General features: G+C 44.0%; 29 protein-coding genes and 1 tRNA gene. 13 read left to right on the top strand and 17 right to left on the bottom strand.

Annotated elements, in window-relative coordinates:
• Window positions 1–12: 12 nt before the first annotated feature.
• The 3 genes from waaF to ICN18_RS01150 are packed head-to-tail and all read left to right on the top strand — an operon-like array spanning window position 13 to window position 2,151.
• Window positions 13–1,050 carry a lipopolysaccharide heptosyltransferase II gene (gene waaF / locus ICN18_RS01140; protein WP_216188718.1) on the top strand — a complete coding sequence of 346 codons (1,038 nt, stop codon included), beginning with the start codon at window positions 13–15 and terminating at the stop codon, window positions 1,048–1,050.
• A gap of 19 nt (window positions 1,051–1,069) precedes the next feature.
• Window positions 1,070–1,504, top strand: coding sequence for a nuclear transport factor 2 family protein (locus ICN18_RS01145; RefSeq protein ID WP_216188719.1), 435 nt, complete (start codon window positions 1,070–1,072; stop codon window positions 1,502–1,504).
• 5 nt (window positions 1,505–1,509) lie between these two features.
• Window positions 1,510–2,151: a DUF2946 family protein gene (locus tag ICN18_RS01150; protein WP_216188720.1), complete on the top strand. Its 642-nt coding sequence runs from the start codon at window positions 1,510–1,512 to the stop codon at window positions 2,149–2,151.
• Here the strand turns inward: ICN18_RS01150 and ICN18_RS01155 are convergent.
• Window positions 2,148–3,848: a M48 family metalloprotease gene (locus ICN18_RS01155; RefSeq protein WP_216188721.1), complete on the bottom strand. Its 1,701-nt coding sequence runs from the start codon at window positions 3,846–3,848 to the stop codon at window positions 2,148–2,150. The two genes, ICN18_RS01150 and ICN18_RS01155, sit on opposite strands and share 4 nt — an antisense overlap.
• A 23-nt stretch (window positions 3,849–3,871) precedes the next feature.
• Here ICN18_RS01155 and moaC point away from each other — a divergent pair, with 23 nt between their 5' ends.
• The 3 genes from moaC to ICN18_RS01170 all read left to right on the top strand — a co-directional run bounded on the left by moaC (window position 3,872) and on the right by ICN18_RS01170 (window position 6,091).
• Window positions 3,872–4,351, top strand: a complete 480-nt coding sequence (gene moaC, locus ICN18_RS01160) for a cyclic pyranopterin monophosphate synthase MoaC (protein ID WP_216188722.1) — start codon at window positions 3,872–3,874, stop codon at window positions 4,349–4,351.
• A gap of 106 nt (window positions 4,352–4,457) precedes the next feature.
• Window positions 4,458–4,859 (top strand): DUF2844 domain-containing protein, encoded by a 402-nt coding sequence (locus ICN18_RS01165; RefSeq protein ID WP_216188723.1) that lies wholly within the window; start codon window positions 4,458–4,460, stop codon window positions 4,857–4,859.
• Entirely contained in the window at window positions 4,856–6,091 is a 1,236-nt protein-coding gene (locus ICN18_RS01170; RefSeq protein WP_216188724.1) for a DUF3443 family protein, read from the top strand. The genes ICN18_RS01165 and ICN18_RS01170 overlap by 4 nt, the downstream gene beginning before the upstream one ends.
• Window positions 6,092–6,149: 58 nt before the next feature.
• Here the strand turns inward: ICN18_RS01170 and ICN18_RS01175 are convergent, their stop codons facing one another.
• The 9 genes from ICN18_RS01175 to ICN18_RS01215 form a co-directional block, all read right to left on the bottom strand.
• Window positions 6,150–7,046, bottom strand: coding sequence for an alpha/beta fold hydrolase (locus tag ICN18_RS01175; protein WP_216188725.1), 897 nt, complete (start codon window positions 7,044–7,046; stop codon window positions 6,150–6,152).
• A 46-nt stretch (window positions 7,047–7,092) separates the two neighbouring features.
• Complete coding sequence (locus tag ICN18_RS01180) at window positions 7,093–7,620, bottom strand: pilin (RefSeq protein WP_304609849.1); 528 nt, start codon at window positions 7,618–7,620, stop codon at window positions 7,093–7,095.
• A gap of 126 nt (window positions 7,621–7,746) precedes the next feature.
• Window positions 7,747–8,448 (bottom strand): TerC family protein, encoded by a 702-nt coding sequence (locus ICN18_RS01185; RefSeq protein ID WP_216188726.1) that lies wholly within the window; start codon window positions 8,446–8,448, stop codon window positions 7,747–7,749.
• Between the two features lie 90 nt (window positions 8,449–8,538).
• Complete coding sequence (gene sucD / locus ICN18_RS01190; protein ID WP_068319459.1) at window positions 8,539–9,432, bottom strand: succinate--CoA ligase subunit alpha; 894 nt, start codon at window positions 9,430–9,432, stop codon at window positions 8,539–8,541.
• A gap of 15 nt (window positions 9,433–9,447) precedes the next feature.
• Complete coding sequence (gene sucC, locus ICN18_RS01195; protein WP_216188727.1) at window positions 9,448–10,617, bottom strand: ADP-forming succinate--CoA ligase subunit beta; 1,170 nt, start codon at window positions 10,615–10,617, stop codon at window positions 9,448–9,450.
• 188 nt (window positions 10,618–10,805) lie between these two features.
• Window positions 10,806–11,327, bottom strand: coding sequence for a recombination regulator RecX (recX, locus tag ICN18_RS01200; RefSeq protein WP_216188728.1), 522 nt, complete (start codon window positions 11,325–11,327; stop codon window positions 10,806–10,808).
• Window positions 11,328–11,344: 17 nt separating this feature from the next.
• Window positions 11,345–12,427: a recombinase RecA gene (recA, locus tag ICN18_RS01205; RefSeq protein WP_439650812.1), complete on the bottom strand. Its 1,083-nt coding sequence runs from the start codon at window positions 12,425–12,427 to the stop codon at window positions 11,345–11,347.
• Window positions 12,428–12,541: 114 nt separating this feature from the next.
• Window positions 12,542–13,084, bottom strand: coding sequence for a DUF2878 domain-containing protein (locus ICN18_RS01210; protein ID WP_216188730.1), 543 nt, complete (start codon window positions 13,082–13,084; stop codon window positions 12,542–12,544).
• 53 nt (window positions 13,085–13,137) lie between these two features.
• Window positions 13,138–13,214, bottom strand: a tRNA-Met gene (locus tag ICN18_RS01215).
• A gap of 512 nt (window positions 13,215–13,726) precedes the next feature.
• On the opposite strand from ICN18_RS01215, the gene ICN18_RS01220 reads away from it, so the two are divergent.
• The gene (locus ICN18_RS01220) at window positions 13,727–13,969 is read left to right on the top strand and encodes a hypothetical protein (RefSeq protein WP_216188731.1); all 243 of its coding nucleotides are present in this window, start codon (window positions 13,727–13,729) and stop codon (window positions 13,967–13,969) included.
• Entirely contained in the window at window positions 13,962–14,585 is a 624-nt protein-coding gene (locus ICN18_RS01225) for a nuclease-related domain-containing protein (RefSeq protein WP_216188732.1), read from the top strand. Before ICN18_RS01220 ends, ICN18_RS01225 begins: the two co-directional genes overlap by 8 nt.
• Window positions 14,586–14,587: 2 nt before the next feature.
• On the opposite strand, the gene ICN18_RS01230 is transcribed toward ICN18_RS01225, so the two are convergent.
• Together ICN18_RS01230 and ICN18_RS01235 are read right to left on the bottom strand one after the other, a co-directional pair.
• Window positions 14,588–14,980: a hypothetical protein gene (locus tag ICN18_RS01230; protein WP_216188733.1), complete on the bottom strand. Its 393-nt coding sequence runs from the start codon at window positions 14,978–14,980 to the stop codon at window positions 14,588–14,590.
• Window positions 14,981–15,001: 21 nt separating this feature from the next.
• Window positions 15,002–16,987, bottom strand: coding sequence for a DUF2075 domain-containing protein (locus ICN18_RS01235; protein WP_216188734.1), 1,986 nt, complete (start codon window positions 16,985–16,987; stop codon window positions 15,002–15,004).
• Window positions 16,988–17,101: 114 nt separating this feature from the next.
• Between ICN18_RS01235 and ICN18_RS01240 the strand changes: the two genes are divergently transcribed.
• Window positions 17,102–18,373, top strand: coding sequence for a tyrosine-type recombinase/integrase (locus ICN18_RS01240; RefSeq protein ID WP_216188735.1), 1,272 nt, complete (start codon window positions 17,102–17,104; stop codon window positions 18,371–18,373).
• 216 nt (window positions 18,374–18,589) lie between these two features.
• Here the strand turns inward: ICN18_RS01240 and ICN18_RS01245 are convergent, their stop codons facing one another.
• The 4 genes from ICN18_RS01245 to ICN18_RS01260 all read right to left on the bottom strand — a co-directional run bounded on the left by ICN18_RS01245 (window position 18,590) and on the right by ICN18_RS01260 (window position 19,921).
• A complete protein-coding gene (locus ICN18_RS01245) occupies window positions 18,590–18,733 on the bottom strand; it encodes a hypothetical protein (RefSeq protein ID WP_161484834.1) in 144 nt (47 codons plus the stop codon).
• A gap of 93 nt (window positions 18,734–18,826) precedes the next feature.
• Window positions 18,827–19,222, bottom strand: coding sequence for a hypothetical protein (locus ICN18_RS01250; protein WP_216188736.1), 396 nt, complete (start codon window positions 19,220–19,222; stop codon window positions 18,827–18,829).
• Between the two features lie 55 nt (window positions 19,223–19,277).
• Window positions 19,278–19,427 (bottom strand): hypothetical protein, encoded by a 150-nt coding sequence (locus tag ICN18_RS01255; RefSeq protein WP_161484694.1) that lies wholly within the window; start codon window positions 19,425–19,427, stop codon window positions 19,278–19,280.
• 56 nt (window positions 19,428–19,483) lie between these two features.
• Window positions 19,484–19,921, bottom strand: coding sequence for a DUF6641 family protein (locus ICN18_RS01260; protein ID WP_068319951.1), 438 nt, complete (start codon window positions 19,919–19,921; stop codon window positions 19,484–19,486).
• A gap of 271 nt (window positions 19,922–20,192) precedes the next feature.
• Between ICN18_RS01260 and ICN18_RS01265 the strand changes: the two genes are divergently transcribed.
• Entirely contained in the window at window positions 20,193–20,450 is a 258-nt protein-coding gene (locus ICN18_RS01265) for a hypothetical protein (RefSeq protein ID WP_216188737.1), read from the top strand.
• 686 nt (window positions 20,451–21,136) lie between these two features.
• Complete coding sequence (locus tag ICN18_RS01270; protein WP_216188738.1) at window positions 21,137–21,703, top strand: tyrosine-type recombinase/integrase; 567 nt, start codon at window positions 21,137–21,139, stop codon at window positions 21,701–21,703.
• On the opposite strand, the gene ICN18_RS01275 is transcribed toward ICN18_RS01270, so the two are convergent.
• Window positions 21,695–22,477, bottom strand: a complete 783-nt coding sequence (locus ICN18_RS01275) for a hypothetical protein (RefSeq protein ID WP_216188739.1) — start codon at window positions 22,475–22,477, stop codon at window positions 21,695–21,697. The genes ICN18_RS01270 and ICN18_RS01275 overlap by 9 nt on opposite strands.
• Window positions 22,478–22,621: 144 nt before the next feature.
• Between ICN18_RS01275 and ICN18_RS01280 the strand changes: the two genes are divergently transcribed.
• Together ICN18_RS01280 and ICN18_RS01285 are read left to right on the top strand one after the other, a co-directional pair.
• The gene (locus ICN18_RS01280; RefSeq protein WP_216188740.1) at window positions 22,622–23,425 is read left to right on the top strand and encodes a hypothetical protein; all 804 of its coding nucleotides are present in this window, start codon (window positions 22,622–22,624) and stop codon (window positions 23,423–23,425) included.
• A 53-nt stretch (window positions 23,426–23,478) separates the two neighbouring features.
• Window positions 23,479–24,150 (top strand): AAA family ATPase, encoded by a 672-nt coding sequence (locus tag ICN18_RS01285; protein WP_216188741.1) that lies wholly within the window; start codon window positions 23,479–23,481, stop codon window positions 24,148–24,150.
• Window positions 24,151–24,156: the final 6 nt, after the last annotated feature.

The following is a 24,156-nucleotide window of genomic DNA, read 5'->3' on the forward strand; positions in this document are numbered from 1 at the left end:
GGGATACATTACATGCACAGTATTCTGATCATTGCTCCAAACTGGATTGGGGACGCGGTAATGACCCAGCCTTTACTGGCAGCCCTTAAGAAGCAATATCCAGAATCAAACATTGATGTACTAGCCAGCACTTGGGTAGCACCTATCTATCGCGCTTGTTCTGAAGTCAATCAAGTGATTGAAGCAAAGTTTGAGCACAAACAATTGCAATTGGGATTACGCAAACAGCTTGCTAAAGAACTGGCAGCAAAAAAATATCAGGCCTGCTTTGTATTGCCCAATAGCTTTAAGTCGGCAATCATCCCTTGGCTTGCCAATATTCCCTTTCGAGTTGGCTATCGCGGTGAATTACGCTTTGGCTTGATTAACTTATCGCTAGATAATCCAAGCAAGGTGAATCGTGCGCCTATGGTCGAGCACTATCTTGCATTGAGTCAGCTTCTGAGTGAAGAGAAAATTGCTTCATCATTTAAAAACATCGAGCCCAAGTTAAATATTTCGACTACAGCCAAGCAATCTGTACAGGCTAAGTTACTTAGTAGCAATATTGATCCCACTAACATCTACGTAATGTGCCCTGGTGCCGAATATGGCCCAACCAAACGCTGGCCTACCAGTCACTTTACAGATTTAGCACAAAGACTCATTGCCAGCGACCCAGATACTCAGATCATTCTTTTGGGCAGTAAAGGTGATCACGCGCTTGCTCAAGAAATTACATCCCAAGCTAAACAAGATGCGCATATCCACAACTGGTGCGGCAACACCTCTCTAGATGAAGCCATTGCCTTGATAGGCATGTGCAAAGCGGTTGTCAGCAATGATTCGGGCTTAATGCATATTGCGGCAGCCCTTAAAACACCTCAAGTCGCTATTTTTGGCTCGAGTGACCCAGCGCATACTCCACCACTATCCGATAAAGCTAAAGTTATTTGGCTAAATCTGCCATGTAGTCCTTGTCATAAAAGAGTGTGCCCCCTGGGTCACCTGAATTGCTTAAATGACATCTTGCCAGAACAAGTATTCGCTACACTGAACACATTGCAATAAAACTCAGGAACAGTAAGCTATGCCAAAACTTGCCAGACTCTTTCACAGTGCAGATGATGTAGTTGAAGCATGGCGAGATGCCCTGAGACATCGCGATGTTCAAAGCGCTTTAGATATTTGGCTCGATGATGATTCCATCACCTGCGTTCTTCCCGAAGGTCACCGCCTGAGTGGTCATACAGAAATACGTGAAGGCCTAGAAAGACTGCTTGCTAAGCAGCCGTTATTTCTGGAGCCCATTGCCTGCATCAGTCACTCTGTCCTGGGTGCTGCCGTATACGACACCACTGAAGCGGTTCATCTGAGAGCCGATCAAGTAGAAGCCGAATTTTTTCTCAATATCACTCTCGTTCTATTACAAGATAGCCAGGGCTGGCGCATTGCGCACTTGCATGCCAGCCACTCCACCGAAGAGACCTTCAACGCACCCTCCACCCCACACGGATTACATTAAGCGCTATGGATGATCAAGTACTACGGTCACTTATGAAGTGGCCTAATGTGCCTGATTGTTTTGGTTGGCTTGCTTTAGATCGTCGTGGTCAATGGCGTATGCGGGACGAGTTCACGCAACGAAGTAAACTCCCAGGCCAAGTCATTAAGCACGCCGCCTTAAATGAATATATTGCCCGTAACTATGCATGCGATGAGCTCGGGAGATATTTTTTTCAGAATGGGCCACAACGGGTTTTTATTAACTTAGATGCCACACCTTGGATAGTCAGAATCATTCCGGGCGCAGAGAATCCAGCTCTCATCAACCAATGCCATCAAACCATGGAACCCACTGCTGCATTAAGCGATGAAAAGGGCAATATTTATATTATTGGCACAGTAGATCAAATGATTTATGGAGGCAATAAAAACAATAGCAATCACAATCACAATCAATTTATTAAAAGAGATGGCCAAACAATCGCCTTATTGCATGACCATGATTTAGACCATTTTTCTGAGCTGGCCAAACTGCGAGAAGAGGCCTGCAGCTTTGGAGGGTCATGGGTTTGGCAAGACAAACAATTGCCATTGGATCCCATCCATTCTGAGGAGTTAGCTCCTCGCTTTAAATTCATAGCAAACCCGCTGCCCTTAATTCCCTAACCCGGCATTTGTTTGCCCTGCTCCCTAAGCTCATCTTGATATTGACGCTGCATTTCACGCAAGCGAGCATCAATACTAGAGCCCTGATAAAAATCTGCCCCGCCAGCAGAACGGGCAATACGCAGTTGTTCGATCGCCGAAGGCCAGGCCCCCTCAAGCGCATACTTTTCACCAAGCGCGTAATGACGCATCGGTATATTGCCCGCCTGATCATAAGATTTAGATAACAAATTCCACCACACCACTTCGTTAGGCTGAGCTCTTGTGCGGGCCTTTAACCAAGTGATGGCGTCATTGGTGCGACCAAGCTTTAACTCAGCATTAATCATGGCAGCACCAGCGGCGTATGACTGTGGATAAGCACGTAAAGTAGCTTGTGCAATTTGTAATGCCTCTTCACCTTTTCCTTTTGCTAGTGCAAGTTCAGAAGCGGTGATATCTAAAGATAGACTTTGTCTTTGGATGGGTGAGCCTGGAGCACTCGCCTTCTGGGCTAAGTTGCGAGCTTGCTGTAAATCTGCCTCTGCTTGATCTATTTTTCCTTGACGCTGCGCTATTAAAGCCAAACCATAAAAACCCTCCAACTGTTTTCCAATTGGCTGCTGCTTACTCAAGCTCTCAAAGGTATTTTTTAAGTCGTACATCCCGCTAGAGGTGCCTGATTGCTCCATGCGAGCCCGAGCTTTTATGAAATAGAACTCTACTGCCGTAGGTACATTACGTGATGCAACAGTACGCGCTCTATCTTGCATATCTGCAATACGGTCCGTTGTCAGAGGATGGGTGCGCACATAGGCTGGCACACCTTTATCCATAATGCCAGTGACCTTTTGTAAACGCTGGAAAAATCCAGGTGCGCCATTCACATCGTAACCACTGGCATCCAGGATCTGAAAGCCCACTCGATCTGCCTCACGCTCCGCATCCCTTGAATAGGAAAGTTGATTGTTGATAGCGGCAGCTTGCCCACCCTGCATCAGACCAGCTCCCGCCTGTGGATTGCGAGACATCGCTAAAGCACCCAGCACCATACCGGCAATCGCAATCATCATATTGGTTGTTTGCTTGTCCATTTGACGTGCTAAATGACGCTGTAATACGTGGCCTGTTTCGTGACCCATTACGGAAGCGACTTCCGAATCAGACTCAGCACTCACAATCAAACCCGTATGAAAACCAATAAATCCACCAGGTAATGCAAACGCATTAATACTGCTGTCTTTTACGGCAAAGACTTCGAAGTTATAGGCTCCACTACCTTGCTCATTGGCACCGCCAAGCTGCAATTTTCTTGCGGCTTGCAATAAGCGACGTTCCATTTGATTTAAATAGTCGTAAAGCGGCAAATCATTTGAGTAGTCAGGATCCGGACGAATCTGGCGCATGATCATTTCGCCATACTTGCGCTCATCCACTCGACTTAAGGCATCGCCACCTGGATCACCCATATCCGGCAAAACAATAGTAGGTTGACTCTGCATGGAGCTGCGTGTAGGCGCATTAGCAGGACGCGCATCGGGTGACTGCATTGCCCTACCAATATTCTGAATAGCAGCTGAGTTACCTTCTACTGACACATCACCAGCAGGAGTAGCAGCATACGCAGGAAACCCAGAGCAAGCCAAGCCCAGCATCAGCTGAACAGCCAAAGTACGGCGCAAAAAAGAGGTTTTTGGAACTGCCTTTATGTATTGCATCTCTATATGGTAAAACTTATCCCATGAACAAACTAACTCATTTTGATGCCAGCGGGCAAGCCCACATGGTAAACGTTGGTGACAAGCCTTACACCCATCGTATCGCTATTGCCACCGGCAAGATCACAATGCTTCCTGGGACCTTCGAAATGGTTGAAGGCGGAACCCATAAAAAAGGGGATGTTTTGGGGATTGCTCGTATCGCAGGAATACAGGCATCCAAAAGAACATCAGACCTCATTCCTCTTTGCCATCCATTGGCATTGACCCATGTGAGCCTGGAATTTCAAACCAATTCCAAAGAAAGTAGCATTACCTGCCAAGTCAGAGCAGAAACCACCGGCCCCACCGGAGTTGAAATGGAAGCCCTCACCGCAGTCCAGGTCGCCCTCCTCACAATCTACGATATGTGCAAAGCTGTAGACCGTGGCATGGTGATGGGTGACGTAAAACTACTTGAGAAGAGTGGAGGCAAGAGCGGTACTTGGGCAGCAGATAAGTAAACGCTTACCAAAGTAGCATCCAGAGTGCATCACCTAAACAATGAATCATTAGGATCTTATGAGAACGCGTCTTAATATACTGTTTTATCTGATCCTTGGATTGTTTTTGCTGCCATCTGTATCTCAAGCAGAGCTTGGCGGTAATGCAGCCTCCATTCTTTCCGAACAACAAGAGTTCAACTCCCAGCTCTCCAATACCCAACAGGGTGGGGTTGTTGTTTGCACACAAACACTGCCCTCAGGTATTGTTATTCAAGAGTATCTATCGGGCAATGGCACTGTATTTGCAGTGACTTGGTCTGGTCCGGCACTACCCAATTTACAAATTTTATTGGGTAGCTACTTTAAAGACTATCTAGCAGCCATCAAAGAGGCTCGCAGATCTATTTACCTGAATAATGAAAATGTCATCATTCAATCATCCGGAATGATGGGTGCATTTCAAGGCTTTGCCTTTCTGTCAAAGCAAGCGCCTGCAGGCTTCACACCCAGCAATCTAAGTCAATGAATTTCAATCGCTACACTCGCCCCCTAGTTGCCGGGTTATTACTGTTGCTGATATCTGCATGTGGCGGCGGTGGCAGTAGCGGATCAAGCAGCTCAGATAACGGTACGCCCACAAACACTACACCGGTGCCACAGGATTACTTTAGCCAAAACGTAGCCTCTAATGCCATTAGTTACAGCATCCAAAAAATACCAGGGGGAGGAAATGTAAATGCCCCTTATGTGAGCGTAGAGGTATGTCAGCCTGGAACTTCTACTTGCCAAATTATCAGCAATATATTGCTAGATACCGGATCAACAGGGCTACGTATATTTTCTAGTAATTTAAGCTCCCTGCAACTACCAAATCAAACACAGAATAGCTCTTCAATATTGGAGTGCGCTTCATTTATATCTGGCGTAACCTGGGGACCCGTTAAATTGGCAGATGTCAAACTTAGTGCAGAAACTGCGAGATCAATTCCTATTCAGGTTATTGCTGACCCCTTGTATTCTTCAGTGCCTACATACTGCAGCAATGGATTGCCTACCCTACAAAGTCAATCGTCGTTGAGGGCAAATGGGATCTTGGGGATTGGTTTATATGTTGCGGATGGCCAGAATTACTACACCTGCAGCTCTGGCCAAGCCACCAATTGCACTCCAGCCACCGTTCAAGCAAGTTCACAGGTCCAAAATCCAGTCGCTTCATTTCTCGTAAACAATAACGGGGTAGTTCTTCAAACGGATAAAGTGAGCAGCGCAGGTGCAGTATCTGCATCAGGCATTCTTTATTTTGGCATAGATACACAAGCTAACAATTCCTCCACCGGCACAAACGTGATTCCGACCAATTCTTCCGGTCGATTCACCACGGTTTTTAATGGCACCACCTATAGCAGCAGCTTTATTGATAGCGGCAGTAATGGTCTTTACTTCCCTGCCGGAAATTTAAGTTCAACCCTAAAGTTATGCGTTAGCAACATTAGCTTCTATTGCCCGGCCACTACTCAATCCTACTCTGCGACAGTAAGCCTAAAAAACAGTCAAACTAGCACCATTGCTTTTTCAATTGCTAATGCCGAATCGTTAGCCCTATCGAGTAACTATGCCCAACCCTCTCTCGGCGGAACGCTTCTAGGGCAATTTGACTGGGGTCTTCCATTCTTTTACGGAAGAAATGTATATATCGGTATCACTGGCAAATCGAGCAACGCCGGCACCGGCCCCCTATATGCCTATAAATCAAATTAATTCATGATGAATGAATGGCCTACTTGAGTAAGTAGGCCATTAAAACTGGCCAAGGAAACTACCTTGGCTTTAAAAACTGAATATACAGTTCTGATGCTGCTTTTGGATTCTCAAGCATCAACAAATGACCGGCATCCCGGAGAACAAAATGCCGGCTTTTAGGAAACTTTTGCTGCACCTTGGGCATATCTTCAACCTCAAAAATTGCATCCTCTTTACCCCAGATAATAAGGGTAGGTTTAGGAGAAGGTGGAGTTTTCTCAAACTCATATAGGTACAAATTAACGATGTCCCAAACTTGTTGATACCTTCTATTAGACTTTTGATAATCGGCAATAAGATCTTGCTGTATTGACTCTGGTACTGCGGGTGGCTTATAAAACAGAAGTTGCATTGCTAAATTAAATTGCTCGTTCGAGATGGGAATGAAGGGATTAATTCCCTGATAAAGGGCGCCTCTAACAGCAGCACCCCAAGCACTTGCCCCCATTGGCGCACCAATAAAAGCGAGTGATCGGACCTGCCCTGGGTAAGCATGCGCATACATACTCGCTATTGCACCCCCCATAGAGCTGCCGGCAATATCGAGCTTCTGAATATCTAACGATTTCGTAAATTGATGAAGTATTTCTACCTGCCTTTCCAATTTATGATCTGCGATTGGAAAGTTAATACTCATTGCATATCCAGGTAAATCTGGTGCAATTACCATATAGCCGGCAGCCGATAAATAACATGCCATCTCCGCCCATTGTTCTTTTTGAGCAAACAGACCGTGCAACAAAAGTATCGGGGCGCCCTTACCCACCCGAAAATACTCAATAGATCCACCACCAATCTGAGCTTTTTTTATTTCACTTTTACATAAGTTCGTATTTGTCTGAGCCCCTAAAGGAGCGCTAAACAAGAATAAAGTAGCAATACAAATGATGGGCTTGAGAAATACATTTTTCATAACCCTACTATACAAAAAGCCACCCGTAAGGTGGCTAATTATTTTCTTATTTTCCGATCCTGCATTCTGAAGGAAGTAGCTGTGTAATCAGATTTGTTTCTGTGGATCTGCATGACCAACCGCCTGCCCAAGTCGAGCCCTCAGGCTTTGATAAATCTACTGGCTTAGGCACATTAGCGTCTGGCTCGTTTGTTGGAATAAGATGCAAGGTATTCTTACCCTCTGGCGCAACGCTGATTTGGTAATCGATTGCGATAGCACCTGATGGGGTAATTTCAATTAACTTCACACTACGTGTTGGCGTAAAGGTAAAAGATCCGTTTGTAGCATCATCCATAGGTACTGTGCCGCGACTTGCAAAAGCCTCTGTTACGGCAAGCTTGGCACTTGAAGATAAATTCATACCCTCAACCACACGACTGCGGGCGATGTAATCCTGATATTGCGGTACCGCCACCGCAACTAAGATTCCAATGATTGCCACAACCACCATCACCTCAATCAAGGTAAAGCCGGCCTCTTGATCGACCTCCATATTTTGATGAGCCTGAATATCTTTACTAAGCTTCTGCATATCTTTTATCTCCCCAGGTGAAATACCTGATCATCCAGTCTAGGCCTTTAATCCTCAAGACACTTAGTCGTAAAAAAGCCAGCTTTTATCGCTGGCTTTTCTGATTCATGAGAAGGCTGACGAAGCTTATGCTTTAGCGCGATTCTTTTTCTTCAAGTAAGTGCCTAGCAAGATGACAATTGCTACTCCAATACCCTCAAAAATCATGTGTGCATCTTCAAACGCAGCTTGCATGGATTCTTTGATTGCTGGATCTTCCACCAACATACCGCCAGCCAATAGACCTAATAAACCAGCGCCCAAAGTAATGATGACTGGGAAGCGATCCATTACTTTGAGAAGCATGGTGCTGCCAAAGATGATCAACGGAATAGACAGACCAAGACCAATGATTAAAAGGGCTAAACGAGTTTCTTCAGGACCCTTTTGAGCAGCTGCAGCTACAGCGATAACGTTGTCCAAACTCATCACCAAGTCCGCTACCAATATTGTACGTATTGCACCCCAGATATTGGAGTGGCCATCCATCTCTGCTTCATCATCGCTATCAGCTAATAATTGCACGCCAATGTAGACCAGCAAAATAGCGCCAACGATTTTTAGATAAGGAAGGCTGAGGAGTTGTACTGCAGTGATTGTCAAAACTACACGCAAAATAATAGCTGCTGCACTACCCCAAAAGATTGCTTTCTTTTGTTGATTTGCTGGCAAATTACGTGACGCAAGAGCGATCACCACTGCGTTATCACCAGACAACAAAATGTTAGCAACAATAATTGATAGAAGCGCAGCCCAAAAAGCTGGTCCTGAAAATACTGAAAAATCCATGAGTTGTCTCCCTACGATATTTTTATTTTTTAACTACAGACACTTTAAAAAAGGATGCCGGGTTAACAGCATCCTTTTCCTTATTACCAATTACAACATTGCCTTTAATAAAGCAGCCATTTCTGAAGGGTTCTTCGTTACTTTGAAGCCACACTCTTCCATTACAGCAAGCTTGGCATCAGCAGTATCAGCACCACCAGAGATCAAAGCACCTGCGTGACCCATACGCTTGCCTGGAGGCGCTGTTACGCCGGCAATAAAGCCAACCACTGGCTTTTTCATATTGTCTTTGCACCAGCGAGCAGCTTCAGCTTCGTCTGGACCGCCGATTTCACCAATCATGATCACAGCATCAGTTTCTGGATCTTCATTGAACATTCTCATGATGTCGATGTGCTTCAAACCGTTGATTGGGTCGCCACCAATACCAACCGCTGTGGACTGACCTAAACCAATGGCTGTCAACTGCCCAACCGCTTCATAAGTCAATGTACCGGAACGGCTAACAACCCCGATACGGCCTTTCTTATGAATATGGCCAGGCATGATGCCGATCTTGATTTCGTCAGGAGTAATGATGCCTGGGCAGTTAGGGCCTAGCAATAAAGTCTTCTTGCCGCCAGCAGCTTCTTTAGCATGCATCTTGTTACGCACTTCAAGCATGTCACGGACCGGAATACCTTCAGTAATACAAATTACGAAGTCGAGGTCTGCTTCAACAGCTTCCCAGATTGCAGCAGCTGCGCCTGGAGGCGGGACATAAATCACGGAAGTGGTTGCACCAGTTTGCTGAGCAGCTTCTTTAACAGTTCCGTAAATTGGAATGTTAAAAATGGACTCGCCCGCTTTTTTAGGATTTACGCCAGCAACAAAACAGTTTTTGCCGTTTGCGTATTCCTGACATTTTTCAGTATGGAACTGACCGGTCTTACCAGTAATACCTTGTGTAATGACTTTGGTGTTTTTATTGATCAAAATAGACATATCGAAATTCCTGGATTATTTGTTTTTGGCAACAGCAGCAACTACCTTGGTAGCAGCTTCAGCCATTGAATCGGCGCTAATAATTGGCAAACCAGAGTCCGCAAGAATCTTCTTGCCCAACTCTTCGTTTGTACCCTTCATGCGCACAACCAAAGGTACTGTGAGGTTTACTGCTTTACATGCAGTAACAACACCATCAGCGATCACGTCGCAACGCATAATGCCGCCGAAAATGTTAACCAAAATCGCTTCAACACTCTTGTTCTTCAACATGATCTTGAATGCTTCAGTTACTTTTTCTGCTGTAGCGCCGCCACCTACGTCCAAGAAGTTCGCAGGCTCGCCACCGAACAACTTAATAGTGTCCATAGTCGCCATCGCCAAGCCCGCACCGTTTACTAAACAGCCGATATTGCCGTCCAATGAGATATAAGCTAGATCAAATTTTGACGCTTCAATTTCAGCAGCATCTTCTTCATCGATATCGCGGTAAGCAACGATTTCTGGATGACGATACAAGGCATTTGGATCGAAATTGAACTTAGCATCTAATGCCTTGATCTTGCCGTTGCCTTCAAGAATTAATGGGTTGATTTCAACCAATGAGGCATCGGTATCCCAATAAGTCTTGTACAAGTTTTTAAATACGTCACGCGCCATTGGAATAGACGCTTCTGGAACGCCGATACCTTTAGCAACGATGTCGCAATCTGCATCTGTCAAACCAACCATTGGATCAACAAATACTTTGATAATTTTTTCTGGGTGAGATTCTGCAACTTCCTCAATATCCATACCGCCTTCGCTAGAAGCCATGATCACATTCTTCTGTGTTCCGCGGTCTGTAACGATACTGAAGTAGTACTCTTTTTTAATATCAGCGCCATCTTCAATGAGGAGGCGATTAACTTTTTGACCTTCTGGTCCAGTTTGATGCGTCTTGAGCTGCATGCCCAAAATTTCTGAAGCATATTTCTTCACTTCGTCCATGCTTCTTGCTAATTTTACGCCGCCGCCTTTACCGCGACCACCAGCATGAATCTGCGCCTTCACAACCCACACCGGGCCACCGAGTTTTTCAGCAGCTTTCACTGCCTCATCAACACTAAATGCAGGAATGCCATTAGGAACTGGCACATTAAATTGGCGAAGAAGTTCTTTGCCTTGGTACTCGTGAATTTTCATAATTACTCCGAAACGGTATCTTTTTTAGCAAGCGATGAGGATTAGTAAAACCGATGTCGCCACAATCTCATACTTACTCTAGAACTGGCTATAAATGCCAAATTTGAATAAATGCGAACGGCTTGACCGACTCCATAAGTCTATCATGCTGCAATGCCGCAAATAGCGTTTAGGCATCCGTAATTGCCCTAATCAGGGCTTTGACCACCCAGCACTTTACCCACAACTTCTGAACTAAAACCCTTGGAAGCTAAAAACCGATATTGCCTGGCTTTCTCTTTTTGGTCCTGAGCTCGGACACCATATTTTCTTGTCCAGAGGTCAAAAGCCCGCTGAAATTCAGTTTCCTTGAGGGCACCAAGAAGTTTGGCTGACTGCTTGGAATCCACGCCTGCCCGCTCGAGCTCATCAGCAATCTTTCGCATGCCGTAGCGCTCACTGCGTCGACGGACCAAGGATTCAGCAAAACGTTCGTCCGAGAGCCAGCCCCTGGACTCAAAATCATCCAAAACTGCCTCAATCTGAGAATTTCTGGATTCCGGAGTCTGTTCCGCCTGATCGCCTCCTAGCTTGCTCCACCTAGCCTCGGATTCAGCCAGTTTTGCAGCCAGGCCTTTGCGGCTATATTCCCGCAGCGACAAAAGGCGCAAAGCCCGAGCTTTGAGACTCGGGCTTTGTTTGACCTTCTTATTGCTACTTAATTCTGACATTGAGTTATTCAACGCGCTTATTCGACTTCCTCTTCGCTCAGCACATCAGTCACTACCGCTGAACCAGACTTGACGCCCAACTTTTGACGAATTTTTGCTTCGATATCTTTAGCAATGGCTGGATTCTCTTTCAAGAACTCACGCACATTATCTTTACCCTGACCAATACGATCGCCGTTATAGCTGTACCAAGAGCCAGACTTTTCAACGAGGTCAGCTTCAACACCCATATCAATGATTTCGCCTTCTCTAGAAATACCAGCGCCATACATAATGTCAAAGATGGCTTCGCGGAAAGGAGGAGACACTTTGTTCTTCACAACCTTCACGCGGGTTTCATTACCAACAACCTCATCACCTTTTTTGATGCTGCCGATACGGCGGATATCTAAACGCATAGAAGCGTAGAACTTCAGCGCATTGCCGCCAGTAGTGGTTTCTGGGGAACCAAACATCACACCAATCTTCATACGAATCTGGTTAATGAAGATCACGGTAGTGTTCGTACGCTTGATCGCGCCAGTTAACTTACGCAAGGCTTGGCTCATCAAACGCGCCTGCAAGCCAGGCAATGAATCCCCCATATCGCCTTCGATCTCTGCACGTGGAACCAATGCGGCCACTGAGTCGATTACGATCAAATCAATAGAGCCAGAGCGCACCAATGCGTCTGCAATTTCTAAAGCTTGTTCGCCGGTATCGGGCTGAGAGATTAAAAGATTATTTACATCTACACCGAGACGTGATGCGTACTGCACATCTAAAGCATGCTCCGCATCAATAAATGCGCAAGTGCCGCCAAGCTTTTGCATTTCTGCAATCGCGTGCAAGGTTAAGGTTGTTTTACCTGAAGATTCTGGGCCGTAGATCTCAATCACACGACCACGTGCAAGACCACCAACTCCAAGTGCGATATCTAATCCGAGTGAACCGCTAGAAACCACTCCAATATCTTCGCTAATTTCAGCATCGCCCAATCTCATGATTGAACCTTTGCCAAACTGTTTCTCAATTTGCGCCAGTGCTGCAGTTAATGCTTTTTGCTTGTCTCCGCTCATTCCTTCAAATTCTGAAGAGGCTGATTGCTTTTTGTTATCCAAGGCCATTTTTTAATTCCTTTTCGCTATGTACTGGGCTTTTTCCCGAAGTTTTATCTACTGTGTAACAACTTAGGAGCTACTGTATATAAAAACAGTGGTCTTTGCAAGCGACTTTTAAACTGAATTTACAGATTCTTTACTAGGCTGGGCTTGATTAGCTCGGTCCCAATAGAAAAAGAGGGGTATAGCCACAGCCCAAACCACCCCTACCAAGATAAATCCAGTGATTTGACCGCCCGGAGCCCATCCGCCAGCCCCCATCCGAATACCAGCCTCGTAGGACATTGGACCAGCAATACCTCCCAAAACGGTCCCTAAAACAGGCCTACCACGCAACCAAGTCAATGAGCCATTAATCGTGGTTGCCACCAATACCCATAAAACCCACATCCAGAGAGGAGATAAATAAGGCGATGGCCAATCATCCCCAAAATTTAGGTATCCCAAATGCATGATGAGGGTGTCAGCGACCAAGCCAAAGATAAAGGCTTTCAATAAAAGGCTTATTTCTGTTTTAGGAGAAGGTGAACGCCAGGCATGGAAGGCGATATAAGCCAGAGTAGCAATCACCGCCCAAAGCACGTTCTGATTGGCTGCGCCCAGGACACAGGCAAACCAACCAAGCTGGAAAATTACAAAGTTCCAAAATTTAGCCATTACCAAGCACCCTAAGAAAAAGGCCACTGCCGAGGGGCAATGGCCTTTAGATTTGGTGGCGAATCAGGGATTTGAACCCCGGACCTGCGGATTATGATTCCGTCGCTCTAACCAGCTGAGCTAATTCGCCGAACTCGTTATTTTAGCGTAATTTAGCCTAGAGAGCTATTTCGAGCCGCCTAAACTCTTCTTCTCTTAAAAAACGGTGTTTTTACGGTAAATCTACGGTACACACCTTGTTTACAGAATTTGTCGTTTTAAACGACAGTTTTACCCTTGAAATCTATAAACGAAACTAGCTAGAATGAAAGCGCCCATTTCGGGTTAATTAGAAAGGTGATTTATGTCACAGTTTTTGTTAGCCCCATCTCAATACACATCCACTAGTGTGAGAGCTTAACTAAAAGGGGTAACGAGGAAACAACGCAAAAAGTTGGCGCTTTGTAATAAAGCGAGCTACTTCCAGTGCTTGATAGTGGTCATAACTGGGACCGAAAGGTGTAATGCGGGAAGTTGTTAGTTAAGCCTGCCAACCTTCATACCACTTAGGTGGAGACTATGAAGCAGAAGTTGATATTGAGGCAGCTTCCGTTTCCGCCTACCGCAGCATTCTTTTAAAAAATATGAAATGCAAAAAAATTCATGGCCAAACCAACTTTAGCTGCTGATCAAATTCAAGCTGAACTCCAACAGCAAGTAAACAACATACAAGAAATTCGCGAAGATAATGCCACCGCTATTGTTCCACTTCCCTACCTGCATGAAAGAGATGAATTAGGATGCAACTGGAATATATCTTCCATTAGAGGTGGCAATGGATACATGGGCGCAATTGGCAGAATAGTTTCCAACTATAGGATGCAGGTTGACCTAGCCCATGACTAGTTACTGGTGGATTCTGATTCCCATTGCGGGATTACTTGGCTACTCGGCCAAAACTTATCGCGCCTATCAATTTCAAAATCTTGGTGAAACCCTAGTTCGCAGAGCTTTAACTGGATACCTACCATCACATTCATGGCATCTTTTAAATAATGTCACATTACAAACTCCTGACGGAACTACCCAAATTGACCATGTTTTAGTTTCACGCTTTGGGGTTTTTGTAATTGAGACCAAACATTACAGGGGTTGGATTTTTGGTGACGGCAAATCTAAAGAGTGGACGCAGGTTGTATGGGGTCGAAAGTATCGATTCCAAAACCCTCTTCACCAAAACTACAGACACCTTAAAGCAATAACTTCCACGCTCGATTTCTTAACCCCAGAGCAGATTTTTGGCGTTGTAGTATTTACTGGTGCAGCTGAATTTAAAACAGAACAGCCTTCGAACGTTTATTCGCTTGAAGGCCTCTTATCTCACCTAAAAAATCTAAATCAGGAACTTATCACCGAAAATAGAATGCAGTTTTGCGTAGGAAGGTTAGAGTGCATACGTCTCGCCTTGACCCAAGAGACGGACATTGAACATCGAATCAATCTAGCCAAGAAATATCGATAGGTCTATAAGTTTTTTGTAGCAATATCAACTTCACTACAAAATCTATTTTTCTCTTCAAAACCCCACTGACATTGCCATACCCGCCCATCAAGGCTGTCAGTTAAAAGAAAATTCCACATATTATCTGTAGCAGTCAAATAGAAACGGCCATCTACTTCTTTATCTGTCAGAATTTTTGAGGAAAGCACGGTTGGCCCACTATACCCATCTTTAATTGAATATTGCTCTTGCCATATACGCCCATTGCGGGAATCGAGAAGCAAGAAATTCCACATGTTCTGCGTTTTATACAAAACAAATCTTTTAACCTCAATCTTTGAAGAGGCAAAGGGGGATCCGTCACATCCAACTAAGAATAAGCAAAGAATAAAACCAATCAAAATACTCTTTTTCATCTTTCCTCCGAATATTGATATTTAAATTTCTTCAATTCCACAGCCTTTAAGGAATCGATAGGTTTGGTCATAAAAATCTTTTTGTCGTGTTGGATCAGAATCATCACCCTCTGGAACAAATATCACAACCCCCTGTCTTCCACGAGTTAGCAGTACCCGATAAGAGTTAGCAATATATTTTTGTTTTTCTAAGCCATGTACTGTTTGCCACTTAGAGCCGGAGAAGTTATAGGTGACCCACTTACCATCTTCAATTCTGAAGTTCGCATCCCAGCAAACGCCAACCCAATCAATTTCCAGGCCCTGCACATCAAACTCTGTTGCCACATCCTCTAAATAGTGTGATGAGCGAATATCACTCTTGCCCTTAAGGAACCAAAGTGTCGGGTCTATTTCACCCTTCACAAATATTCCCGATGGTTTAAGCCTTATTGCATTTGATGAAGCAACGAGTCCAATGCGCTCAGTCCCTCTAGCCCAGTCCTTCAATCTATCTTTTGCCCTATCTAGTTTGCGTGTCAAATAAATTGGATAGCTATTTATATGCTGCTTTATCTCTCTTGCCTTATTTGAATCCCCAGAAATTAGAGCGCCAACAAAAGCTGATAATTTCTCCGCCCTAAACGAGCGCAGGGAAACAGACAGATTTAGATCTGGCTCAATATGCAAATTGAGTGGACCTTGATCCTCAAGCCACTCTTTACTCAAAGCGTAATCAGACTTAAATATTTCGTCTGAGAAATGTATTTCCCAGTCTTGATAGTGCTCTTTTAATGCTGTGATCCACTCTGTAATTCCAGCTTCACCAGTATTAATTTCTTGACCGCCTCCAATCAAACAAACGACCACACACCAATCCTTGTGACGGTTCATTACAGAAAGCAAGAAATCAGGTTCGGACATGGAAAAGTTATCTTGTCCACGCTTACGCTTCATAAATGATGAAGCCTGCTCCTTATTCCAAGCTCGCTGCGCTTCATCAAATATCACGACTTTTTCAACAGGTGGCGCATCGGACGCTAAATTGTCATCCCGGAAGTGGTGAATATTTTGAATGAAAGCTGCAGCCTTTTGTTCGGCTGGCTTTCTTTTAATTCTTTCTTCTTTTGGCAAAAAATCATTCTCAGCCAATTGATCCTGCACTAATGCTTCGCGCAATACGGCCACCAATGGTCCATTGCCCGATAAGAAGACAGCATGTTCATTTTCAAGATATCGCATACGTTCAATAGCAATATTCAGCCCAGCCAAACTTTTCCCAGCGCCAGGTGCGCCCGTGATTAGGCAAATTACTTTTTTGTTATTTGCTTTTGCGTCATCAATAACTTTTGATACATGGCCGCATGTCTTGGTTAGATTTATTGCTCCAGCATCAGATCGCGATATTTCATCTACTTTATGGCCTTTATACAAAGCCTGAGCAGCTTCAACAATAGTAGGGGTTGGATGATAGGTAGAGCTTATCCAAATACCAGGATCTAAGTCTACCTTTGGTAAAGAGATTGATACAAGATTAAGAGCATCCAATAAATTATTAGAGTTTGCCAGGACGGGGCTTGCTACACCATCATTCCCAATCACTAATTTCTGCGCTTTTCCTGGAGCATCTGTAGCCACCAAAATTGGAATGATGTTTAAGTGATGGCTAGCCTTATGAAAATTCTTTAAATCCAAAGCGTAGTCATGGGCTTGATCTATTGAGATGGTGTCATACGACTTGGCGCCAACCTTGTACTCCAAAACTACAATAGAGCCATCTAATATGAGAATGGCATCAACACGCTTGCCAATCCTGGGTATCTCAAATTCAAGCAATAAGGTTGCCTTTGGAAATCCAACCAAGATCTGCTTAAGTTCAATAATTTGCCTACGCCAAGCATTAATTTGCTGTTGCTCTAATTGCCTGAATTTATGTTGATTTGTTAGCTGACCCAAGATTTCATCATCTTGAGTGGTACGGAAGCTACTTACTTCCGCTTTATAGGCAAAACGATTAGATAAATTCATTTATACATTTTGACATGAGTTCGTGAGATCAAATCATTTTTCGTTTTAAACGACATTTTCAGGTTGCCCAAAGCTACACACCGAAATTAAGCTATGTTTTTCAGCTAGAGAAACATGCCCAAAGAAACAGAAGTGCTTGCCCTTTTCTTTCAAAGCACCTCTACCCCTGAAAAATCACCCCAACTTAAATATCTAGAAAACCTTGCTACTGGCAAGCTAGTGCATATGAGAGATGGCAACATTACCTTATATAAGCGTGAGCGTAGCAAGCAATGGCAAATGCGCTTTAGGCTTTATGACAAGAAGTGGCACAGAGTCAGTACTGGCTACGAGGATCTGGAATATGCCAAAAAGAAAGCGGGTGATATTTACGATAGAGCCCGCTTTATGGAGGAGCTGGGATTACCGCCCTTAAACAAACGCTTTGATTCAGCGGCAGAAGCAACCAAAGTAGAACTACAAAGCGATTTAGATAATGGCGTGGGCAAGAAAATCTATGTGGATTACATAGCTGTACTTGATAACTACCTGATTCCATTCTTTGGCAAGAAATTCCTAACCAATATCAATCACCAAGATATTGCCGAGTACGAACTATGGCGAGCAGAGAAGATGAAACGCAAACTCATGCACTCAACCATGATGACGCACTTCTCTGCCTACAACAGGGTATTTGATTCAGCAATCAAGCGAGGATGGCTAAGCGATAAACACCCAGTTCCAAGGCTAGGCACTAAAGGCGAAAAGAGTACGCCAAGACCCGCATTTACTAGAAAAGAGATTGATTACCTATTTGTCTTTATGAAAACTTGGAGTGAAGGCGGCAAAACAGAGGAAGCACATAACGGCAGATTGCTACTTAGGGACTACATAGAGATACTCATGGCAACAGGTATGCGCCATGGCACTGAAGCAAAGAACATTCAGTGGAAACACTTGGAGTGGCATACAGACAAGAGCATTCGATATCTACGCATATGGGTAAGTGGCAAAACCGGTCCACGCTGGCTAATTGCAAGGCATGAAGCAGTACCCGTCATTGAGCGCCTCAAACAACGCTTTACTGAATGGGATCACTTAACGCTAGATCAACTCATAGAAGAAAAGCATGAAGAGTATTTGTGGCGGCATCCTAATGGCGAGCGCCCTTATGATTTTGTCAGTAGCTTTAAGTGGCTTATGAAGGATTCGGGCTTACTGCTATCAACTAACGGCTTAAAACGCACTTTGTACAGCTTTAGACACACCTACGCTACGTTTAGCTTAGTGGAGTGGAATATGGACATTCATACGCTAGCAAAGCAAATGGGCACGTCTGTACAAATGCTAGAACGCTTTTATAGCAAGCTCACAGCTACGCTAGCTGCAGAGAAATTAGCGGGATGAATATGTGTCGTTTTAAACGACTCGCTCATGGGTTGATGTAATGAACGCAAAGAAACTAAAAACTACCTCGGTTGATTCCAAGCTGCCTGCACAAGTTAGATTTGAGCAAAGCCTACAAAATGCCATTCATTGTCAGGAGTCCATCTTAAGCATTGGCTATTTGCAATACGTAGCTGAATATAAAACCCATAACCCCATTAGTCATTCACGCATCACCTACAAAGTGATCCATAGAAATACAGGATGCTCTGTACTCATCAAATTAACCAGGGTTTTAAATGCTGGCTCAGGACTACGCAAACGCCAAAGAATCAACAGAACTACAAAACGAATATCAGTGAAATGGATGCCAAGACTCAAGACGAGGTATTGATTTACGCATTACCTGTCAGCCAGACAATCTGTCAACCTATTAAAAGAGTAATCACCAGATCAAACCGCGATTTTGAATCGTTAGAGCGGTTTGGGCGTTTCGCCTCTTAAGTAGTCCCGAAACATTTTTAAGTCTTGAGGCGATTTAGTGGTGATTGTGGGTCCTGTTGTAGCCGGCGACTTAGGTTGCAAAGGCGCAATCGTTTTAGCTTGAGCAACGGGCTTAGCTACTTTTTGCTGTGCAGCCTGTACTGGCCTAGCAACCGGGACAGGTATTGCTCTTTGCGGCAAACTCACCGCCTTGGGTTTAAGTGTCTTTGGGGCTTTGGGTGTCTTACTCTTGGGCTTACTGGCTTGCGCCGCCTTTTGTTTAGCCTGTGCGCTTGCTTGCTGGCTAATGGCACTCCAGGTGTTATTCATAATGACTCGCAATAATCCTAGCTGATCTTCTGCATTGGCAATCTCATACATTCTCATGGCCTTCTCCTTTCCTTATATTTATCGAATCGTCTAGGATTTAGACGATCCCCACCTAAACTTCTGTCGGCAAATGCACCACATTGTTTGCACCATACTGCCCTTGCAATAGGAAATAAGCGGCTTGACTGTTATCGGCTACTACTTGAGTTTGTACTACCCAGCCCTGCGGCTGTATGCGTACATAGGCTACATATGTTTTCATCTAATCTATCCATAGAAGAAGCACTAATACTATGATCAGTATTAGTGCTTGGCTGTTCACTTACCAAACCCAGCACGTACAGCGCCGCTAGCTTGCTCTATTTGGGTGTCTAACTCTCCCGCCTCCACCGCACCCTTAATGATCTCTAAGGCTTTGATAAGCTCATCTGCAGTAGCAACTTCAACAGCCGTTTTGCCTTTTGCAAACTCAATTACGCGACTTCCATAGCGCACGTTTAAACAAACCTTGCCGTCACTAGACACAAACCACCACTGACGTACACGCTTTTGATGCTCTACGGTTTTACGTGACCCGTCATAGTCTTTCACTGATTTAAATTTCTTCACAGTAAAAGTATTGCCTTCGCGCTGGGCTTTAGCTAACTGGATCTGTTCCCATACTTTTGTAGAGAGCTTATTGCGTCGCTGCAAAATGGGTGGAATAGACGTTGGCTTTTTGGAATTAACCATTTTCAAACTGTTTAATGTGCTCATTTCATTTCTCCTTTGTAGTTAATGGGCACACTTAATTTATGGTCAGAGTTTTTGGTTGGACAACCTCTTTTTGCCAATATCTGCCAGAACCAAAGGATTTATGCCAGATCTACTCTTCTTTTATTAGGTTTTGCTAAATACTTTCATGAACTACAAGAAGAAACGATTAACTGACGCACAATTTAAGATTAATAACGATCAAAAATATGACTCGAAAATCACTGATAACTTCTTAAGGGAGTGCGGACTAAACCCGCAAACCTTTACAACCATGGCAAAAGAGTTAGTTCAGGCTCGCTTAGCGGCAGTGGATTTACTCAAAAATTACTCTAATTTTTTAAACAAACATCAAACCAAGGCACTCAATAAATTCAAAGGCAAAACCGCTAACAAAAAGAAATGCAATCAACTTAGCCCTACTTTGGCTTATCCAATACTAAATCTAGCTACCAAAATCAAAAGACAGGCTCATAAACAAGAACTGCAAGCAAGGCAAACTATTCAGGAACTAAGGTACAACCAACCTTAACAAACAGGTACAAACGCGGGTTGTAATACGTCGGCTAATGAGCCCGCACTTGGCATAACTGCTCTAAAGGTTATGCGCTACAAGTAGGCCGCAGGATTCCTAGGTTTTCTAGGTTTGAAGTTTTAATTCATCTGTCTTCAATAAATCTTTTTAGAGTCGTGTTGCTGGGGAATACTTAGTACCAATCTACACGTAGCGGCGGCTATAGTACTTTTATAGTGCTATAGCCGTCGTTTGACAGAAGAATCTATTGCCCAATCAGCTAAAAGACAAAATGTGTGAGCGAAAGCGAAACACAGGACGAATGCAGTTCGTCCTTATATGTGCTCTAGCAATATGGGGTATAGACGCAAAATCACCACCATGAATCTGTAAGTACTTCATATAAATTTTCCGCAGCTCTATTTTTACAGGGCACAGGACCCATTCGGATATCAAATCATTCGTTTAAGCAGCGATCTACTTCACTCGCATACATGGGTAGTCGAGTGCTAAATATATGTGCTTATACGAAGGATTTAGCCGTGGCATTTAAGCCACGAAATGTAATAGAAGTATGAAACTATTACATTTAGAGCTAAGTCATTGATTAATGGAAAGATATTTGTAGGCAGATTTCGGTTGCTCAAACCAAACCTAAGAAAACATACTGTAGTTGCTTATTTATTACATTTTGGGAGCTACATATGTCACAAGCAAAAACATTAAACACAATAGAACTACGTAGAGTGCTAGATCACATCGCTACACGCAAGCATTCAGCCCGCAATCGATGTGCCCTGCTTTTAACTCATCTCTCGGGGATGCGTGTCGGCGAGGTTGCCGCCCTACGTATTTGTGACGTTTTAAACGACAGCGGAACGATTAAAGATGAAATCCGCTTAAAGCCAGAGCAAACTAAAGGCAAATATGCCAGGACTGTTTATATCAATGCCCGTATGCAAAAAGAAATAGCTCAGTACATCAAGCTAATCCGCATTACAGATACCAATAAGCCCTTGTTCTACACCCAAAAACGAGCTGGGTTTTCAGCAAATACACTTACACAGTACTTTCACTTCTTATATAGACGAGCTGGACTTGAGGGTTGTAGCTCACATTCGGGAAGAAGATCGTTCTTAACTTCGTTGGCGAATAAAGGTACAGCTATACATATATTGAAATCCCTCGCGGGACATCGCAACATTAGTACGACCGCTGGATATCTGTACTCCAGCCCAGATCAGATGAAAGCTGCCGTAGAGTTAGTTTAATAACTCCCTTGCTTCTGGAAGATAGTCGCTAGTGTCTGGAAATCTACCAACTGTTGCATTAGCGATTAACTTTTTTGTATTTTCTAGGCTATACATCAACGCACCATGCAACTTAGATCTATCGGCATCTGTCACTCTATTTGTTACCTCAGGGCTACCCAACAGCCCATGCTTCTGAGCAAACTGATAGGCAATAAAATCCTCTTCAACTGATTCGGTTTGATAATCAGAATAAATTTCAAGGTCTTTTTTAATAACCTCATATCCAAACTTTTGTCCCAGTTGGAATATCTTTGCATTGGCAGTAGTGTTATCAAAGATGCTAAATTTTCTACGCTCCTGGTAAGCCTCTTGCATTCTTAATACTTCATCAAACTGTCTTCTCAATATTTTGATATCCAAGTGCAATGGCACCTCGAGTAAAAGTGTTGGTGGCTCATTAGGATCTTTGGACTGTTTTAATTTGTAATCCAAGGTAACTGGCTTAATTTCAGTAAAGGGAATTCTCTCCTTGAAAATTTTGTAGCCAGTAGCCTTCCACCACTTCTCAAAAGTCAAGTTACTTAGATCACCAAACAGTTTAAAAGTATCGGCAATTGCCTGATTCTTGAACTCTTTAGTCTTCTGAGCTTCAACATACCAAGGCGATGCTTTAAGCACATCAAACCATGACTCATATATGGAGTGCTTGGCCTTAGAAGCCGCTACTTCAAGGCTAAAGCCGTAGATATCGTCTTCTACTGGAAAGCCTTTATAAAAGTGTAACTCGTCCATAAATCCCTTCAGAAATTGCTTATTGAGGCGAATTCTGAAGTCGATTGCCTTGAATAACCCACCTCAAAAATTCGAAACTGTCGTTAGGCGATACAACCGCATTACAACTTTTTAATCCGTATCGCTACAACGAAAGGAAATAACATGGAAATTCTAGCAAACGAAGCAATCGAAGTAAAAATTTCATCCATTGCATCTAATGATGACAATACGGTTGGTAATGCTGTAGAGCATAAGCCAGCTACTACATTGCATTATTCAGTAGCAGCACTTAAGGATATGGAAGCAGCTCGCATTAACTGGGAGCAAGGCTCATTCCGCAAAAGCAATGAAGAGCTCTATGCAGTCTTGCAACAATGCAAAGCATTCTGTGGCGACTTACTACCAGCCGATGCAAAACAACGTTCAGCCGCTTTAGAGAAGTTCTACAAAGAGCGTGGCTGGCGCTACAACAAAGAAACACCGATCGAGACTCGCGTTCTTCGCGCTGTCTTTGGCATGGAAAACCGCCGTCGCGTGAGCAGCTACTCCTTGGTGCTACGTGAAGCAAAGAAACAACGTGTTGGTATTTCAAGCCTAGCGACATGGATTGAGGACCAAGGAGGCATCCAAGAGATTCGTCTTAGCCAAAGCAAGACGTTTATTTCGCCAGCTGAGAAAGCTGAAATTATGAAAGAGCGTTTTGCTTCACGTAAGTTTTTTATTGGCTACGCTAAATCCGAGCTTCTCTCGCATTGTGCAGATGCAGAGTATATGGATGATGACTGCGTACTACTAAGTAAGCAACTCTCAGATGGCTCGTTTGGCATCTACACAATCCTTCGCTCCTCAGGCGTTATGAACGCATCTTATGTTGCAGCTTATGCCAAAGCTGAGGAGATCGAAGCGCAAGCCAAGAAGGAAATTGAGGCTGCTAATGATGCGGATGGACAGCCTGTAGCGGCATAACCAACCTGGTGGCAACTGCTACAGGTTGCCACCAACTATTACAAGGAAAAGACATGTTTAATGAAGATCAAATCAAGCCAAAAACTGTAAACGACTTTATTTACAGCAACAAAGAATCACGTTTACGTATAGAAGATGTCGTAACCGGTGCACAACCTTTGCCATATGCTGGCAAGAGTGGTGTTTTACTATACGGCGTCTATGGCACAGGCAAAACCACTCTAGCCAATATCTTGCCAAACGCAATTGAAGTAGGCACCACAGGCCATGTTCAGGCACTACCTGAGTACTACATTGGATGTCGCCAAGGTTTAAATGGGGTTCAAGTATCGCAAACGATCGATAAGATTCTTGCCACACAAGCACTAAATGCTAGCGGTAAGCACTACATCATTCTTGATGAGGTTGATGTACTTACAAAGCAAGCGCAGGAAAGCCTTAAGTCATCACTTAATACCACTCGTGGTGTATTTGTTTTAACGACCAACAGCGTATCTAAGTTAGACAAGGGCTTACTTGATCGTTGCGTACTCGTTGAGATGAATGCAGCTGATCCAGAAGCCTATCTACCACTAGCTCACAAGATCACTGCGGCTCATGATGTCGTTTTAAACGACGAAGATCTAATCCCAACCATCAAAGGGGCCAATGGATCACTACGTAATGTCATTAATAACGTGGCTCGCCAAGCTCGTCGTTCTAAATCAACCCAATCAGCCATCTAAGGAGAA

It is taken from the genome of Polynucleobacter parvulilacunae, from assembly GCF_018881715.1.
Taxonomy (GTDB): domain Bacteria; phylum Pseudomonadota; class Gammaproteobacteria; order Burkholderiales; family Burkholderiaceae; genus Polynucleobacter; species Polynucleobacter parvulilacunae.

Bases quoted from the DNA above. Each gene is read 5' to 3' on its own strand.
- waaF (WP_216188718.1), top strand. From the start codon at position 13: ATGCACAGTATTCTGATCATTGCTCCAAACTGGATTGGGGACGCGGTA.
- ICN18_RS01145 (WP_216188719.1), top strand. From the start codon at position 1,070: ATGCCAAAACTTGCCAGACTCTTTCACAGTGCAGATGATGTAGTTGAA.
- ICN18_RS01150 (WP_216188720.1), top strand. From the start codon at position 1,510: ATGGATGATCAAGTACTACGGTCACTTATGAAGTGGCCTAATGTGCCT.
- ICN18_RS01155 (WP_216188721.1), bottom strand. From the start codon at position 3,848: ATGCAATACATAAAGGCAGTTCCAAAAACCTCTTTTTTGCGCCGTACT.
- moaC (WP_216188722.1), top strand. From the start codon at position 3,872: ATGAACAAACTAACTCATTTTGATGCCAGCGGGCAAGCCCACATGGTA.
- ICN18_RS01170 (WP_216188724.1), top strand. From the start codon at position 4,856: ATGAATTTCAATCGCTACACTCGCCCCCTAGTTGCCGGGTTATTACTG.
- ICN18_RS01175 (WP_216188725.1), bottom strand. From the start codon at position 7,046: ATGAAAAATGTATTTCTCAAGCCCATCATTTGTATTGCTACTTTATTC.
- ICN18_RS01180 (WP_304609849.1), bottom strand. From the start codon at position 7,620: ATGCAGAAGCTTAGTAAAGATATTCAGGCTCATCAAAATATGGAGGTC.
- ICN18_RS01185 (WP_216188726.1), bottom strand. From the start codon at position 8,448: ATGGATTTTTCAGTATTTTCAGGACCAGCTTTTTGGGCTGCGCTTCTA.
- sucD (WP_068319459.1), bottom strand. From the start codon at position 9,432: ATGTCTATTTTGATCAATAAAAACACCAAAGTCATTACACAAGGTATT.
- sucC (WP_216188727.1), bottom strand. From the start codon at position 10,617: ATGAAAATTCACGAGTACCAAGGCAAAGAACTTCTTCGCCAATTTAAT.
- recX (WP_216188728.1), bottom strand. From the start codon at position 11,327: ATGTCAGAATTAAGTAGCAATAAGAAGGTCAAACAAAGCCCGAGTCTC.
- ICN18_RS01210 (WP_216188730.1), bottom strand. From the start codon at position 13,084: ATGGCTAAATTTTGGAACTTTGTAATTTTCCAGCTTGGTTGGTTTGCC.
- ICN18_RS01220 (WP_216188731.1), top strand. From the start codon at position 13,727: ATGGCCAAACCAACTTTAGCTGCTGATCAAATTCAAGCTGAACTCCAA.
- ICN18_RS01225 (WP_216188732.1), top strand. From the start codon at position 13,962: ATGACTAGTTACTGGTGGATTCTGATTCCCATTGCGGGATTACTTGGC.
- ICN18_RS01230 (WP_216188733.1), bottom strand. From the start codon at position 14,980: ATGAAAAAGAGTATTTTGATTGGTTTTATTCTTTGCTTATTCTTAGTT.
- ICN18_RS01235 (WP_216188734.1), bottom strand. From the start codon at position 16,987: ATGAATTTATCTAATCGTTTTGCCTATAAAGCGGAAGTAAGTAGCTTC.
- ICN18_RS01240 (WP_216188735.1), top strand. From the start codon at position 17,102: ATGCCCAAAGAAACAGAAGTGCTTGCCCTTTTCTTTCAAAGCACCTCT.
- ICN18_RS01250 (WP_216188736.1), bottom strand. From the start codon at position 19,222: ATGAGAATGTATGAGATTGCCAATGCAGAAGATCAGCTAGGATTATTG.
- ICN18_RS01255 (WP_161484694.1), bottom strand. From the start codon at position 19,427: ATGAAAACATATGTAGCCTATGTACGCATACAGCCGCAGGGCTGGGTA.
- ICN18_RS01260 (WP_068319951.1), bottom strand. From the start codon at position 19,921: ATGAGCACATTAAACAGTTTGAAAATGGTTAATTCCAAAAAGCCAACG.
- ICN18_RS01265 (WP_216188737.1), top strand. From the start codon at position 20,193: ATGGCAAAAGAGTTAGTTCAGGCTCGCTTAGCGGCAGTGGATTTACTC.
- ICN18_RS01270 (WP_216188738.1), top strand. From the start codon at position 21,137: ATGTCACAAGCAAAAACATTAAACACAATAGAACTACGTAGAGTGCTA.
- ICN18_RS01275 (WP_216188739.1), bottom strand. From the start codon at position 22,477: ATGGACGAGTTACACTTTTATAAAGGCTTTCCAGTAGAAGACGATATC.
- ICN18_RS01280 (WP_216188740.1), top strand. From the start codon at position 22,622: ATGGAAATTCTAGCAAACGAAGCAATCGAAGTAAAAATTTCATCCATT.
- ICN18_RS01285 (WP_216188741.1), top strand. From the start codon at position 23,479: ATGTTTAATGAAGATCAAATCAAGCCAAAAACTGTAAACGACTTTATT.